Genomic DNA, 14,378 nt, shown 5'->3' with positions numbered 1-14,378 from the left:
TCGAGAATGACTGCCAGCAAAGACATAACCAAATCTTTTCAGAGTTTTATCGAGAATTCGGATTTCCCCTGTGTCGGCGCAAAATCCGCTTTGGCGCGTGATGCGCTGAGCATGTTCACTGCCTCCGACATCGACAGTCCGGCCGATGATGTCGACATTCACCGCGCCCTTGCGGCCTTTTCGCGCGAACTGGATCCCCAGAGCCCGATAGTGCGCTCCTTTGTGGTTATCTTCGAGGGGCCCGAGACTCTCGATGAAGAGGCTTTCGAGAAGGCGCTGTGGAACCGGTTGCAGTGCCTGCATAATCTTGACGTGGTGACTGGCCAGCCGTGGCATGACGCCGTCGACCGGGACCCGGCCTCACCGCATTTTTCGCTGAGCGTCGGCGGTGAGCCTTTCTTCGTCATTGGTCTGCATCCGCATGCCTCGCGCCCCGCCCGCCGCTTTCACAAACCGGCCCTGGTGTTCAATTCCCATCTGCAGTTTGAAAAGCTGCGCGCCGATGGGCGCTACGACAAGATGAAGTCGATCATCCGGCAACGCGACGCTGCCCTGGCCGGCAGCGTCAACCCGATGCTGAGCGATCATGGGCGCGCCTCGGAGGCGCGACAGTACAGCGGCCGCGTGGTTGACTCGGACTGGAGATGCCCCTTCGCCCAAAAGGAAATCGCCTGACATGACCACGCGCATCCCACCGCGCAGCGGTACGGCGTTCGAGCTCAAGAGCGGTCAATTGCTGAGTGTCATCGACCCCGAAGGCGAACAGGTGTCGGACATGCTGGCCTACAATCTGGCCGACCGGCGCGAGCACCTGTCTTCCGGCCGATCGATCGACTATGCCTCGCGTCTTTTTCTGAGCACAAATGACATTCTGTATTCCAACCGCTCGCGCCCGATGCTGACCATTGTCGAGGACGAGGTTGGGCGGCACGATTTCACCCTGACGCCCTGCTCACATGACACCTTTCGCATCATCTATGGGGACAGCGATCCCCATCATGGCTGCCAGGGCAATCTGGAAAAGGCTCTGGCGCCCTATGGCATCGGCCCGGACGACATCCCCACAGCGTTTAACATTTTCATGCATGTTTCTGTCGATGGCGACACCGGCGAGATCGCCGTTCTGCCGCCAAAGAGCAAGCCCGGGCAGAAAACCGTCTTCCGCGCCGAGATGGACCTCATCATCGCCCTGACCGCCTGTTCGGCCGGACAGTCCAACAATTTTCGCTATAAGCCGATCGAGTATCAGGTCAGCGAAGCTGGTGCCTGATGTGTCATGGCGCTGCTGCGTCGATGACGGTTCATCCTGCGTTGGCCAACTGGCAAACGCATCGATGGCGCAGGGCGAACGCAGGAGGTGAGGGCCGGCCGCGGCGGCGCCTCCCGCAACGTTACTCAATTCACCCGGCCGGCAAAGCCTCGGGCGCATACTGCTCGACAAACTCGCCCGCCGGCGGAATGGGCTTGATGACATCGATCAGCACGCCGTTCGGATCGCGGGTGATGAAGTGCCGTTGGCCGAACTCTTCGTCTCTCAGCGACTTCAGAATGGGCAGATCCGCAGCCTGGGCACGCTGATACTCGGCATCGACATCTTCGACTTCGAAATTCAGGATCAGGCCGCCGACCGCGCCGCGCCCTTGCTCGGGGATGGTCTCATGATCCTCCTTGAGGATGGCGATGTTGACGTTCGGATCTTCGCCCGATTGCAGATGGCAGTACCAGTCTGCGTCAAAACTCACCTTGAAACGGAAATTGTCGACGTAGAAGGCTTTCGTCGCCGCGACGTCGCCGGTCTGGATCACCGGATAAAATTGCGTGCATTTCATCTTGCTTCTCCTACCTATGATACATACAGTCTGTATGTCACCGCTCAATATACATACAGGCTGTATGCATGCAACAGAAAAATGAGAGTCGCTCCAACAAAGCCCGCACCGAAGCAACCCGCTTGGCACTGATAAGCGCTGCGAGGAGATTGTTTTCCGAAAAGGGATATGCCGAAACCTCGACGCCTGAGATCGTCACGGCGGCGGGGGTCACACGCGGCGCGCTCTATCATCACTTCGAGGACAAGCTGGCGCTTTTCCGCGCTGTGGTCCGGCAGGAATACGCTGCCGTCGCCGATGAGATTACGACCGCGGTAGGGGAGCAGCCGGGATCAGCTCTCGACGCCCTGCGCGACGGCAGCCGCGGTTATCTCAAGGCAATGTCCGACAAGGGACGTGTTCGGATCATGCTGCTCGATGGACCGGCTGTTCTCGGGCAATCGGAGTTGAGCCAGATTGATCGGGAGACTTCGGCCGACGCATTGCGAACGGGACTGTCAGAAGCGATGGACGCCGGTCACATCCAGCGCTTGCCCCTCGAGGCGCTGACGGTCCAGCTCTCGGCGCTCTTTGACCGGGCGGCCCTCGCCGTGTCGGAGGGCGACGATCCCGAGGATCACCTCAGGATCCTCGACGCGATCTTTGCCGCATTGAAGTAGCCGTGAATAGCAAAGCGGAAAACCTGGGCCGTCGGCTGTGCACGCCACAGCTACGATGGCGGCGTCGGCCCGTTTTTTCCGGCACCGATTCGTGGTATCGACCGGCAATCGTGCAATCATCAAGATCTCCATCGCCGCACCTGGCGCTTGCGAACGATCGCTAGCCACTCGTTAGGGCCTCTGCATGCCAGCAGGCGAATTTGAACCCCTCGTGTCGATTGTCATCCCCGTCTACAACGGTGCCAATTATCTCGCGCGCGCCATCGACAGTGCCCTCGCCCAGACTTATCCCCGCATCGAGATCATCGTCGTCAATGACGGATCAAGCGATGAGGGTGCCACCGCCGCCATCGCCCGCCGATACGGATCGCGGATTTCCTATATCGAGAAGGAAAACGGCGGCTGCGGCTCGGCGCTGAATGCTGGCATCGCGGCCATGTCAGGCTCATATTTCTCCTGGCTCAGCCATGATGATCTCTACCTTCCGACGAAGGTGGCGCACCAGGTTTCCGTCCTGTGCAGCCTGGAAGATCGGCAGACAATTCTGTTCGGCCCCTATCAACTGATCGATGAGAACGACCGCTCCAAGGGTTTCGTTTGTCCCCACGAGACCGCTTCACATGAGCAGCTATCAAAGCCTCTCTTCGCCCTCAGCCGCGGTGCGGTGCATGGCTGCACATTGCTGATCCCGCGCACCTGCTTCCCGTCAGACCGGCCTTTTGACGAGAGTCTGGCCTGCACTCAGGATTATGACCTGTGGTTGCGGATGTTTCCGCGCGCCGCCGTTCATTACGATCCAGCGATACTCGTGCAGTCGCGCGTGCATCCGGCTCAGGGCAGCAAGACCATCCCGACCGCGGTGGAGGAGGGGGAAGCACTCTGGCGCCGCTTCGTCACCGAAGTCTCTCCGGCTGAGGCGGAACGGACCGAAGGAACGCATTACCGCTATCTGATGCATCTGGCGGCCTTCCTTGCGGCCACCCCCTACGCCGCGGTCGCGCCATTGGCCAGCGACACGGCGAGGAAGGTTTTGCAGTCCACCTTGATTTCGGTGATCATTCCCTTCCGGAACCGCATCGACTGGACCATCGAAGCCGTTCGCTCTGTCCTCGCCCAGGATCATCGCAATCTCGAACTGCTTCTCGTTGATGATGGATCGGACGACGATGTCGGTCCCCTCCGTGACATCGCCGAAAGCGACCCTCGCCTTCGTTGCTTTCGCCAGGCGCCCATGGGCGCCGCATCAGCGCGCAATTTTGGCGTTCGCCAGGCGCGCGGCAGCTACGTTGCCTTTCTCGATTCCGATGATCGTTTCTGCGATGGCAAGCTGTCGCTGCAACTGGCCCACATGCTGCGCGAGGATCTGGCCTTCAGCCACACATCCTATGAGGTCAGCCGCGAGGAAGGCTCGGCCGAGACGATCGACACGAGCTATTTCGCCGGGCAGGTCTATCCGGCCATCATCGCGACATGCCCGATCGCCACCCCGACGGTCATGCTGCGCCGCGACGTTGCGCTGCACCATCCCTTTCCCGAGGCTTTGACGGTCGGCGAGGATGGCGTCGCCTGGATCGATATTGCCGCGCATCATGCACTAGGCGCGATACCCGCGGCATTGACCCGCGTCCGCCTGTCGCGACAATCGGCGAGCGTCGATCCCCAACGCTATCGCGCCGGCATCGCCAATATTCTCGCCCATTGTCTCCAGCATCCGGCCCATGCGGGCCATAAGCCCGAACTGAGCCAGCTCGCCGAGGCACTGAGCCTCGATCTGCGCCGTGGCGCATCTTCGCTCGTGCAGCACAAAAAGATCTGGAGATCGCCGTTCGCGCTGCCGTTGGCGGCCACCGACATCTGGCGGCTGCTGCGCCGCGGCACCACAAGCCTGCTGCGCCTGGGACCAGCCACGACATGGCGCCGGGCGCGGGCATGGTACATCCGCCGCCGCATGCTCCACAGATTATAGGCCGGGCAAGCACCTCAGCAGTTCAATCGGCCACTCACCACCGCTATTTGCTGTCGGGCAGCGTGTTGGCTACACAAGCCGGCAGACGCGACGAAGAAATGAGGATTGCCGATGAAGGTTCTGGTTCTGGGCGCAACCGGCATGTTGGGCCATGTGGCTTTCCGCTTGTTGTCGGATGCGCAGCATCTCGACGTGTGGGGAACATGCCGTAGCCCCCGTCTTGCAGAGCGTCTGCCTGAGGCGCTGCAACCTCGTCTGATCTCCGGAGTCGATGCCGGCGACCCCGGCGGCGTTGCAGCGCTGATTGCCAAGCTGGAACCCGAGGCGGTGATCAACTGTATCGGCCTGATCAAGCAGCGGGCGACCGGCGCCGATCCGCTCGCAGCCATTCCCCTTAATGCGCTGTTTCCCCACCAGATGGCCCGGGTCTGCCAAGAGCGGGGCGCGCGGTTTATCCATATCAGCACGGACTGCGTCTTCGATGGCGCATGCGGCGCCTACAGCGAAATGGACGCGCCGACGGCACGAGATGTCTACGGCCTGTCGAAGTTGCTCGGGGAGACCACCGAGGGCGGAGCGCTGACGCTGCGCACTTCGATCATCGGCCCGGAACTTGAGGGAAACAATGGCCTCTTGCAGTGGTTTCTGGCACAGAACGGCGAAGTGTCGGGCTACACCCGTGCCATTTTCTCCGGCTTGCCGACCGTGGAACTCGCGCGGCTGATCCGGGATCACGTTCTGCCGAAACCCGACATCAGCGGCCTCTATCATGTCGCCGGGCAACCAATCGCCAAGCACGACCTGTTGCAGCTGTTCAAGCGCACCTATGGCTCTCCGGTGACGATTAAGCCCGACCCGGGCGTCGTCATCGACCGGTCGCTCGACGCCAGCCGGTTCAGTATTGCAACAGGCTACGTGCCCCCAGCCTGGCCAGATCTCATCGAGGCAATGAGGGTGTTCGGTTAAGAAGCATCCCGGCAGTCCGAGACCAAATGGGCCTGCGCTGTCAGCTCCTGCTGCGCATCTTGCGCCAACGGCGCGCCAGCCATCCTGGAGCACGGCGCGCAGCGTGCCGGAGGCTATGCACCACGTGTGAGGCGCGCGAGCGCGGCTTGCGCAGGAATGCCGCTGACCCGCGTCGCCGTCGTGAGCTAGGCACCGGCGCGGCGCGGTAGACTGTCAGCATGAAGTCGGAGCGGGGAGCGCGCCAGTCCATCGCCGCGCGGGCGGCGCGATAGGCGGAATGGCGGCTTTGGAAATGCTCGAGGAAGCTTGTCAGTGCCTGGGCTGCGGGTCCGAGGTCTTCGGGATCGAGCGCAATCACCGGCAGGTCAGGATGATGCGTGCTCAAGAATTCGTGCACGCCCGCCCGGCGCGATACCACAAGCGGGTTGCCGCGTTCGACCGCCTCCAGCGCGACATAGTTGAAGGTATCGGTGCGCGAGGGCACGACCACCACGTTGATACCGTCGAACACGCGCTCCTGCAGCTCTGCGTCCGTCATTGTTCCCGCGTAGCTCAACTGCAGGCCTTTGCCAGCGGCCTGCGCCGTCAGCGTTCTCGACCAGGATTCCCCGCTCTCCTTCACCATGTCAGGTCCCGCCACAAGGCAGCTGCCGTAAAGTGCGGGCGGGATATCGGCCATTAAATCTACGAACAGATCCGGCCCCTTGTTGCGGTCAAGGCGTCCGACGAACCAGATGTCAGGCCGCGCCTTGACGGCGCTGCGGGGGGCGGGCAGGGGGCCCAATGTGGTGGTGTCATGCATGTCGATGACAATCGAACGGCGGCCGCCCGGCTCGTGGTCGGCATACAGGTCGGAAATGGCATAGGTTACGTCCGCCATCGCCAGCATGTCGTGTTCCAGGGTCGCAACGTCGCTGATGACCGGCGCCAGCGCCTTTGCGTCGTAACCGTTGGCCATGCCCACGCTCAACCAGCCCAGAAGAGCGACGACCCAACGCTCGGCAGTGACACCAAACAACGGGAATGTCTCCGCCAGCAGCGCCCCGATCGGGACATAGGCGGGGATCTCGACACAATCGTAATGCTGGCCTTCCACGGTGGCAGCAATTGCATAGGCGCGGATCTGCAGCCACGTGACCATGTCGCGTGTGTCGAGACGCCGGCGATACCGCCCAACCCCCCGCGGTTCTGCGAGCCGCAACGGTCTGGCGTTGGCGGGTAGATCGGCGCGCATCAGGTCGGCACCGGTGCTGAAATAGGTGAACTCTATGCCCGGGCAGCGTTCGATGATCTTCCGATAGAAGGACTGGCCGCCGCCGATTGTCGAGAACAGGTCGAAATCGATCAGAAGAACCTGCAAAGGGGCCGAACCATTGCGCGGCTGGCTGGCCATTGCGTCACCAGCCGAGCTCATTGAACGCAGCCGGCGGCCGGGTGATTGCTGGCAGCGTCGTCCAGCGTCTCGTCGACCGTATAATGCGGGCGCCAACCCAGCGTATCTGCGGCCAGTTTGCCATCTCCAATCAGAGCTTCAGCGGGACCACCGCGAGAGCCGAATTCGCATGGCGCCGGGCGCCCTGCCACCCTTTGGGCGGCTTCGACCAGATCGGCGGCGTGCAAAGGCCGGCCCGAGCAGAGATTGACGATCGTTGGCGCCTTTGGGGCGCAGGCGAAATCGATCAGCCCGTTGGCCACGTCCCTGACGTCGGTCAGATCGAGGATAAAACCATCCGAACGCAGGAAGAATGTCTCGCGATTGCCGTGCCGCATCTCCGCCACCTGCCCGGCTAGGTCGGCAATGATCCCGACCTGCTGACCGCGGCCCGCCACATTGAACAGCCGCGCGATGCGGACGGCAGCGCGGTTTTTTCCGCTCTCCTCCTGCAACAGCAGATCCTCACAGATCAGCTTGCTTTCGGCATAGGGCGATCCGGGCTGCAGCGCGGCGCTTTCGGCCAGCGGCTGAACCGTCTTGCGGCGACCATAAACCAGGGCTGAACTGGCATAGACGAAAACCGGCCGGCTGTCCGGAGAAAGCTGCATCAGAAGGCGATCGACGGACCGGGCCTGCGCGTCAGTCGCGTCCGGCGCATCATGTGCCAACGGCGAGCCAGCGACAAATATGACCGCTTTCCACCTGCGGCTGCCCACAAATTTCAGTGGGTCGCCAGGGGTGCGGCAAAGGCCGTGGTTTTGCGGGGTGAAGATCGCATCGCGGGAAATCCCGAAGAAAGGCAGTCCGCGGCTCCGCAACGCCTGACAGACTTGGGATCCGATGAAACCGGCGGCGCCGACAACCAACACGGGTGCTGCACTTTTCATCATGCCGCAGGGTAAGCCCTATGCGCGCTGGCAAGCCGCCCAGCGCCATCCAAGGGCATCATCTGCCCTCCAGAAAGCTGGCGAATTCAGTTTCGGCGAGCGCCGCAGCCACGGCCGGAAAATTGGCAATCGTTTCCTCGAGAGGATAGGGGTTCTGCTTGCTCAGTGATGACGTGAGTTGGCGGGGTTCGACGCCGAGAAAAGCCTGCAATTCGCCAAGCAGTTCAGCCCGGTTCGCCTGCGCCAGGTCTTCATAGAAGATCTCGAAGACTGGCTTGATCTCCCGCACTTTCGCCTCGTATTGCGAGACCAGACGCGATGTTGCGCGCATCCTCGCAACAGCATGAACGGGATCAAGCGAAATCTTGACGGGGGCCGGCGTCTCCGAGCTGTGGACAGCAGTCACTCCGGACGCAATCCGCGCTCGCATGGTGTCATTTGATACCAGTTGATGCAGCAGATTTCGACGTTTCAGAAGCACCACCCGATCGACATGCGCGAAAAGCGGGTTGAACAGTGTCGGTTCGCCGGCGAGGTATTCCAGCTTGAGATCGTAACCCACGACATCGCCGCCATCCGAGCATTGAGCCTCGAAAAATCGAGACACCATTTCCGCGCGGCGAACAGGCACGATCCACGCGCGATCGTCCTGCACCAGTTGCGCCCAGAAGTCGTGCAAGGTGTTGCGGGCGTTGGGATTGGGATTGAGGAATTCCCCCTTCATCCGGATGGACGGGTGAGAATTCAGCAGATCGCGCAGAAAGGTCGAGCCGGAACGGCCGGTGCATTGCAGATAGAACATGACGGCGCTGATATCGGGTTGCCAGCCAGTGTGCAAGATACTCGCACTTGGGCTTCGCAGGACAGCAACGCCAGTTCACGATTTCGCGTATTTTACTGGGATGAAGCACCGGAATATTCTGCACTGTGACCTCGACGAAACAATGCGCTGTTGCCCCTGCCGGTAGAATCGAACATTAGACACTCTGGATATCGCTGCACTGTGGTAGGTGTCGTGACCGGCAGGCGGGGGCCAAATTCAAGTGAATTATGCAGGAAGAAAGGTGCTCGTCACTGGAGCTGGCGGCTTTATCGGCAGCCACCTGACCGAAGCTCTTGTCCGTGAAGGGGCATCGGTTACCGCGATGGTCCGCTACAATTCGAGCGGCGATCGCGGCATGCTTGCCCAACTGGCGCCTGAAATGCGAGCCGAAATCAAGATCGTCAGCGGCACCGTCGATGATTCGGATTTCGTCATGTCGGCCGTCGCCGGCCATGACATCGTCTTTCATCTCGCAGCGTTGATCGCCATTCCCTATTCGTATCTGGCGCCACGCAGCTATGTGCGAACCAATGTCGAGGGCACGCTCAACGTGCTTGAGGCGGCCCGCCGGCTGGGCACAAGCCGCGTCGTCCACACCTCGACATCAGAGGTTTACGGAACGGCTTTGCGCACGCCGATTGATGAGGATCACCCGTTGCAGGGGCAGTCGCCCTATTCAGCCTCGAAGATCGGCGCCGACAAGATCGCCGAGAGCTATCATCGGTCCTTCGGGGTGCCGGTCACCACCGTGCGTCCCTTCAACACCTATGGTCCGCGGCAATCGAACCGTGCGTTCATTCCGACGATCATCTCCCAGGCGCTCAGCCGCGACACGATCATGCTTGGCGCTCTGGATCCAGAACGCGACATGACCTTTGTCACCGACACTGCTGCCGGCTTTCTGCGCGCTGGCCTGGCTGAAGGGGTCGAAGGCGAGACCTGCAATCTCGGATGCGGTGAGACCCACAGTATTGGCTGGTTCGCCGAACGCATTCTTGCGCTGATGGGTGTCGACAAGCCAATCCGCGTGGACAGCGCGCGCATCCGACCGGCGGCCAGCGAAGTCAAGAAGCTGATCTCCGACAATTCCAGGGCAAAGGCGCGGCTCGGCTGGGAGCCGACAACGTCCCTTGACGATGGATTGAACGCCACGATCGATTACCTGCGCGAAAACATTGAATCTTACCGCAGCGATGAATACGGCGTGTGATGTTATGGATTTGAGGGACCGGGAGTTTGGCCGATGAAGGCAGTTGTCATGGCAGGCGGGAAAGGAACCCGTCTCGGACCCTATACTGCTGTGCTGCCCAAGCCGCTGGTGCCGATTGGCGACATGCCGGTCATCGAACTCTTGCTGCGGCAACTGCAGGCGGCCGGGGTCGACGAGGTGGTGTTGGCGGTCAACCATCTGCATCATCTGATCCGGGCCTTTTGCGGCGACGGACGAAAGTTCGGGCTGAAGATTTCCTATAGTCTGGAAGACAAGCCGCTTGGCACAGCCGGCCCGATCGCCTCGGTGCTCGACCAGCTCGGCGAGCGGTTCATCGTCACCAACGGTGATCTCCTGACCAGTTTCGATGTCGCGGCCATGGTCAGAGAGCATGTTCGCGAGGGTGGCGCCGCATCAGTCGCAGTAGCCGAGCGCGAGTTCCCGATCGACTTCGGGTTGGTGGAGGCGGATGCAGACATGCGCCTGATGGCCTATCGGGAGAAGCCGTCCTATCGCCATCTCGTCAGCATGGGGCTCTATGTTCTCGAGAGCCACGCCGTGGCGCCGCATCTTGTTGAGGGCCGCTATCTCGATATGCCGCAACTCCTGCGCACGCTATTGGCGGACGGCAAGAAGGTTCACTGCACCAAGCAGGACTGCCAGTGGCTCGACATCGGCCGGCCGGAAGATTATGCCGTCGCCCAGTCGATGTTCGAGGAGCGGCGGCAACTCTTTTTGTCCGCATAGCCGGGAGCCCGTTCGCGAAGCTTGAAGGGGTGCGCCGCTGCCCTGTTGCAATTCACCGGGTGAAAGAGCGGTCCTGTCCTCGCTCTTGCTCTCGCGATGCCGGGGAATTTGTTTCGGACAGCCAGGCATCGAGCCGTGCAAGCTGGGTGCTGCGGTCAAACTCCTGGCGGGCGAACGCCTGGCCGCGCGCGCCCATCGCGTCCCGCACATCCGCATCCATCGACATCAGAGACCGCACATTGTGCGCAAGACGCTGCCAGTTGCCGGCCGGACAGGCAAGGCCGGCGCCTGACCGCTCAATGATATCGGCCGCTTCGCCGTCGATCATGCCGAGAATCGGCCGGCCGGCCGCGAGATAGCTCTGCAGCCGGGTCGGCACCGTTGCCGCAAACACCGGATCGCGTTTCAGCGAGACGATCAGCGCATCGGCCCTGCGGAAAATGGCAGGCATCTGGTCGCGCGGATACACCCCGATGAGTCGAACCTGCGCGGTAAGATCTCGATTGCGAATGGCCTCTTCCAGCCATGCCGCGCGCCGGCCCGTCCCGGCAACCAGCCAGCGGACCGGCTCGTCGCGCAGCGCCTCCGCCGCATCCAGGAGGGCCGGCAGGTCCTGCGCATCGCCAATGTTTCCGGCGTAGACGATATCGAAGATCGAAGGGTCCTTCGGCGGCCCCGCAGCAGGCTGTGCGACGACATCATCATCCGCTGCTTTATCAACCCAGTTCGGCAGATACTCGACGCGCACGGACGAGCCGAACTCCGTTGCCAGCTGCCGGCAAAGGCTGCGCGCCGGGGCCAAAAGCAGGTCGCATCGACGATAGATGAAGCGGCTAACCGCATTCAGCATTGAAAGCGTCGGGCCCGGCCGCAACGCGCCGACCGCGCGCAGGGATTCGGGCCACAAATCCTGCAGCCAGTAGATCACCCTGCCACCGAGAAAGAGCCGCGCTGCCAGTGCCGGCAGGCCGACTGTGCTGGGAGAGGGGGCGAACACCAGTATGGCATCCTGTTTCCGGCCGCGCAGCTTCCAGGGACCCAACAGGCTGCCAGTTAGCGCAAAGGACAGATAGTTGGCCATCAGCGTCAGGCCGCGATTGCCGCGTGCCACGAGCGGAACACGCAACACTTCCGCGCCCTCGTAGCGCGCGAAACGATCGGGGTTCTCGCGAAACTCGGCAAAGATCCCTCCGCCGGGGTAGTTGGGGGGACCGGTCAGAACCGTGACCGTGTGCCCTTGACCGACGAGATGTGCCACCAGCTCATTGATCTTGAAGGTCTCGGGCCAGAAGTACTGGGTAACCACAAGGATCTTCATCGCCCCGGGCTGTCCTGCTCGCGCCAGACAGTCCGCATGACATAGTCGCGATAACTCAGAATCAGGCGGACGACTTTCTCCGAGACATTGTCGGCAGCATAGTCGGCAACCGGATGCAGCGTCCGTTCTGCTCCGCGTTTTTGATCGGAGAGCACGGCCAGCCCCTGCAAGATCCGCTGCAACTCGAGGCCGGTCATGATGACCGCTGCTTCCTCCATGCCCTCCGGCCGCTCGTGCGCCTCGCGGATATTCAAAGGCGGGAAGTTGAGGATTGAGGATTCCTCGGTAATCGTCCCGCTGTCGGACAGAACGACGCGCGCTTCCGTCTGCAACTTAACGTAGTCCTTGAACCCCAAGGGCTTGAGAAGTTGGATCAACGGGTGGAACTCGGTCTCCGACTGCGCGATCCGCTTGCGTGTCCGGGGATGGGTGGAGACGATCACCGGCAGGCCGAGATGGTCGGCGACGCCGTTCAGGCAGTCCACGAGCCGGGCGAAGTTTCGCTCCGAGTCGATGTTTTCCTCACGGTGCGCGCTGACCAGAACATAGTTCGAGGGGGTGATCTCCAGCCGCTCGCAGACGTCCGAGCGGGCAATGCCGTCGCTGTAATGCTCGAGCACTTCGCGCAGCGGCGAGCCGATCTTGATGACCCGATCCGGACTGAGACCTTCACGCAGCAGATAGTCTCGCGCGATTGTCGAATAGGTCAGGTTGATATCCGCGAGATGATCGACGATACGACGGTTGATTTCCTCGGGGACGCGGTCGTCGAAACAGCGATTTCCCGCTTCGAGGTGGAAGATCGGCACGCGCCGACGTTTTGCTGGAATTGCCGCCAATGCACTGTTGGTGTCGCCAAGGATCACCACGGCTTCCGGTTGGTGGTCCGCGAGTACGCGGTCAAAGGCCATGATGACCTTGCCGATCGTCTCCGCCGCGGTTTCTCCCGCCGCTTCGAGAAAGATGTCGGGCCGGCGGACCTCCAGATCCTGAAAGAAGATTTCGTTCAGCTCGTAGTCGTAATTCTGTCCCGTGTGAACAAGCAGATGATCGCAATAGCGGTCCAGCTTCTCAATTGTGCGGGACAGCCTGATGACCTCCGGGCGCGTGCCGAGCACGGTCATAACCTTCATTTTCTTCATCACCTCCGGCTCCGTGCTGTCGCGTCCTCATGCAAGGAGGGCCAGAGCCGCATTCAGGCGACAGCCCCGAGGCGGTGCTCGCCGAGGTAGTCTTGGAAATAGTCCAGCTGTTCAATCAGCTCGGTGAATTCGGAAAGGTTGAGCTGGCGCGTGTTGTGCGAGGTGTAGTCCTCTGACATCGAAATGTTGGTCTTGCCGACGGCAGTGAATTTCTCGTAGTTCAGGTCACGCAGATCGGCGGGAATACGGAAGTAAGCTCCGCAATCTTCAGAGCGCACCATTTCCTCGCGGCTGAGCAAGGTCTCATAGAGCTTCTCGCCGTGACGCGTTCCGATCACGTTGATCGGATGATTCGGCCGATCGAGAAAGTCGAGCAGCCCTCTGGCGATCGTCTCGATCGTCGCCGCAGGCGACTTTTGTACAAAGATGTCGCCGTTCGAGCCGTTCGTAAAGGCGTACAAAACCAGAGCCACAGCGTCATGCAGCGACATCATGAACCGGGTCATCTTCGGATCGGTGATCGTCAGGGGACGCTCGGCCAGAACCTGCTCGGCAAACAGCGGCAGCACCGAGCCGCGCGATGCCATGACGTTTCCATAACGCGTGCCGCAGATCACCGTCTGTCCCGGCCGCAACTCGCGGGACTTGGCGACCATGACCTTTTCCATCATCGCCTTCGAGACGCCCATCGCGTTGATGGGATAGACCGCCTTGTCGGTCGAAAGGCAGACCACGCGCTCCACCTGATTGGCGATGGCGGCCTCCAGCACATTCTCGGTGCCGATGACATTTGTCTTCACTGCTTCCATCGGGTGAAACTCGCAGGACGGCACCTGCTTCAGCGCGGCGGCGTGAAAGACGAAATTCACATCGCGGGTGACCGCGCGCAGGCAATCCCGGTCGCGCACATCACCGATGTAGAACTTGACCTTCGAGCTCCTGAACTTGTTGCGCATGTCCTCCTGTTTTTTCTCGTCGCGGCTGAGAATGCGAATTTCCGCGAGAGACGAATCGAGGAACCCGCCGAGGACCGCATTTCCGAAGGAACCGGTGCCGCCGGTGATCAGGAGAGTTTTGCCGTTGAAGGGGTCGATCATTCCATGCATCACGTAAAGAAAGCTTGTTTTCAGAAAGGAACCGCAGTGATTCCAATGATTCGTGCCTTTTGTGAGAGAATTTTAACGATTCGCAATACTTCGTCGGCGCGATGGTCAGTGAAAAGTTAAATCAATTGCGAAAAGCGAGGCTTGTGGGAGATAAGCGGTTCAAGTTGCTGCATCAACCCCTAGATTCTTCCATCCTCAGCTTTCACGGGGTGATCGATTTCCCTGCGCCAAATTTGCCGGAGTCGACCCCGCCGGATGGCGCCGCAACGTTCCGTGTTGGCAGATGCAGG

General features: G+C 61.1%; 14 protein-coding genes. 7 read left to right on the top strand and 7 right to left on the bottom strand.

The genetic code is table 11. The annotated features are described in order from the left end of the window. Window positions 1-6: 6 nt before the first annotated feature. The gene (gene gntA, locus KY465_RS08285; protein WP_219201204.1) at window positions 7-675 is read left to right on the top strand and encodes a guanitoxin biosynthesis heme-dependent pre-guanitoxin N-hydroxylase GntA; all 669 of its coding nucleotides are present in this window, start codon (window positions 7-9) and stop codon (window positions 673-675) included. Between the two features lies 1 nt (window position 676). After that, window positions 677-1,270, top strand: coding sequence for a DUF1989 domain-containing protein (locus KY465_RS08280; RefSeq protein WP_219201203.1), 594 nt, complete (start codon window positions 677-679; stop codon window positions 1,268-1,270). 130 nt (window positions 1,271-1,400) lie between these two features. Here KY465_RS08280 and KY465_RS08275 read toward each other — a convergent pair whose 3' ends face one another. Then, window positions 1,401-1,829, bottom strand: a complete 429-nt coding sequence (locus KY465_RS08275) for a VOC family protein (protein WP_219201202.1) — start codon at window positions 1,827-1,829, stop codon at window positions 1,401-1,403. A gap of 68 nt (window positions 1,830-1,897) precedes the next feature. On the opposite strand from KY465_RS08275, the gene KY465_RS08270 reads away from it, so the two are divergent. The 3 genes from KY465_RS08270 (at window position 1,898) to KY465_RS08260 (ending at window position 5,420) form a co-directional block, all read left to right on the top strand. Next, window positions 1,898-2,488: a TetR/AcrR family transcriptional regulator gene (locus KY465_RS08270; RefSeq protein WP_219201201.1), complete on the top strand. Its 591-nt coding sequence runs from the start codon at window positions 1,898-1,900 to the stop codon at window positions 2,486-2,488. 184 nt (window positions 2,489-2,672) lie between these two features. Further along, on the top strand, window positions 2,673-4,454 hold the full coding sequence (locus tag KY465_RS08265; protein WP_219201200.1) for a glycosyltransferase family 2 protein: 1,782 nt from the start codon (window positions 2,673-2,675) through the stop codon (window positions 4,452-4,454). Window positions 4,455-4,565: 111 nt separating this feature from the next. Next, window positions 4,566-5,420 carry a dTDP-4-dehydrorhamnose reductase family protein gene (locus KY465_RS08260; protein ID WP_219201199.1) on the top strand — a complete coding sequence of 285 codons (855 nt, stop codon included), beginning with the start codon at window positions 4,566-4,568 and terminating at the stop codon, window positions 5,418-5,420. Window positions 5,421-5,460: 40 nt separating this feature from the next. Here KY465_RS08260 and KY465_RS08255 read toward each other — a convergent pair whose 3' ends face one another. Genes KY465_RS08255 through KY465_RS08245 form a run of 3 tightly spaced genes read right to left on the bottom strand, consistent with a single transcriptional unit; the run spans window position 5,461 to window position 8,544 of the window. Beyond that, window positions 5,461-6,813 (bottom strand): glycosyltransferase, encoded by a 1,353-nt coding sequence (locus KY465_RS08255; protein WP_219201198.1) that lies wholly within the window; start codon window positions 6,811-6,813, stop codon window positions 5,461-5,463. 17 nt (window positions 6,814-6,830) lie between these two features. Beyond that, window positions 6,831-7,742: an NAD-dependent epimerase/dehydratase family protein gene (locus KY465_RS08250; protein ID WP_255561596.1), complete on the bottom strand. Its 912-nt coding sequence runs from the start codon at window positions 7,740-7,742 to the stop codon at window positions 6,831-6,833. 58 nt (window positions 7,743-7,800) lie between these two features. Beyond that, on the bottom strand, window positions 7,801-8,544 hold the full coding sequence (locus KY465_RS08245) for a sulfotransferase (protein WP_219201196.1): 744 nt from the start codon (window positions 8,542-8,544) through the stop codon (window positions 7,801-7,803). A 241-nt stretch (window positions 8,545-8,785) separates the two neighbouring features. On the opposite strand from KY465_RS08245, the gene KY465_RS08240 reads away from it, so the two are divergent. Both KY465_RS08240 and KY465_RS08235 read left to right on the top strand, forming a co-directional pair. Then, window positions 8,786-9,775 carry a GDP-mannose 4,6-dehydratase gene (locus KY465_RS08240; protein ID WP_219201195.1) on the top strand — a complete coding sequence of 330 codons (990 nt, stop codon included), beginning with the start codon at window positions 8,786-8,788 and terminating at the stop codon, window positions 9,773-9,775. A gap of 48 nt (window positions 9,776-9,823) precedes the next feature. Continuing rightward, window positions 9,824-10,522 (top strand): sugar phosphate nucleotidyltransferase, encoded by a 699-nt coding sequence (locus KY465_RS08235; protein ID WP_255561525.1) that lies wholly within the window; start codon window positions 9,824-9,826, stop codon window positions 10,520-10,522. A gap of 52 nt (window positions 10,523-10,574) precedes the next feature. Here KY465_RS08235 and KY465_RS08230 read toward each other — a convergent pair whose 3' ends face one another. From KY465_RS08230 to KY465_RS08220, 3 genes are read right to left on the bottom strand one after another with little or no spacing between them, the layout of a single operon-like run. Continuing rightward, window positions 10,575-11,840 carry a glycosyltransferase family 4 protein gene (locus KY465_RS08230; RefSeq protein WP_219201193.1) on the bottom strand — a complete coding sequence of 422 codons (1,266 nt, stop codon included), beginning with the start codon at window positions 11,838-11,840 and terminating at the stop codon, window positions 10,575-10,577. After that, window positions 11,837-12,982, bottom strand: a complete 1,146-nt coding sequence (wecB, locus tag KY465_RS08225) for a non-hydrolyzing UDP-N-acetylglucosamine 2-epimerase (protein WP_219201192.1) — start codon at window positions 12,980-12,982, stop codon at window positions 11,837-11,839. The genes KY465_RS08230 and wecB overlap by 4 nt, the downstream gene beginning before the upstream one ends. 53 nt (window positions 12,983-13,035) lie before the next feature. Then, complete coding sequence (locus tag KY465_RS08220; RefSeq protein ID WP_428982961.1) at window positions 13,036-14,088, bottom strand: polysaccharide biosynthesis protein; 1,053 nt, start codon at window positions 14,086-14,088, stop codon at window positions 13,036-13,038. Between the last annotated feature and the right edge of the window lie 290 nt (window positions 14,089-14,378).

Source organism: Neohoeflea coraliihabitans (assembly GCF_019334345.1).
GTDB classification, from domain to species: Bacteria; Pseudomonadota; Alphaproteobacteria; order Rhizobiales; family Rhizobiaceae; genus Pseudohoeflea; species Pseudohoeflea coraliihabitans.
The sequence above is the reverse complement of the archived record's forward strand: the minus strand, read 5'-3'. Positions and strand labels throughout refer to the sequence as shown.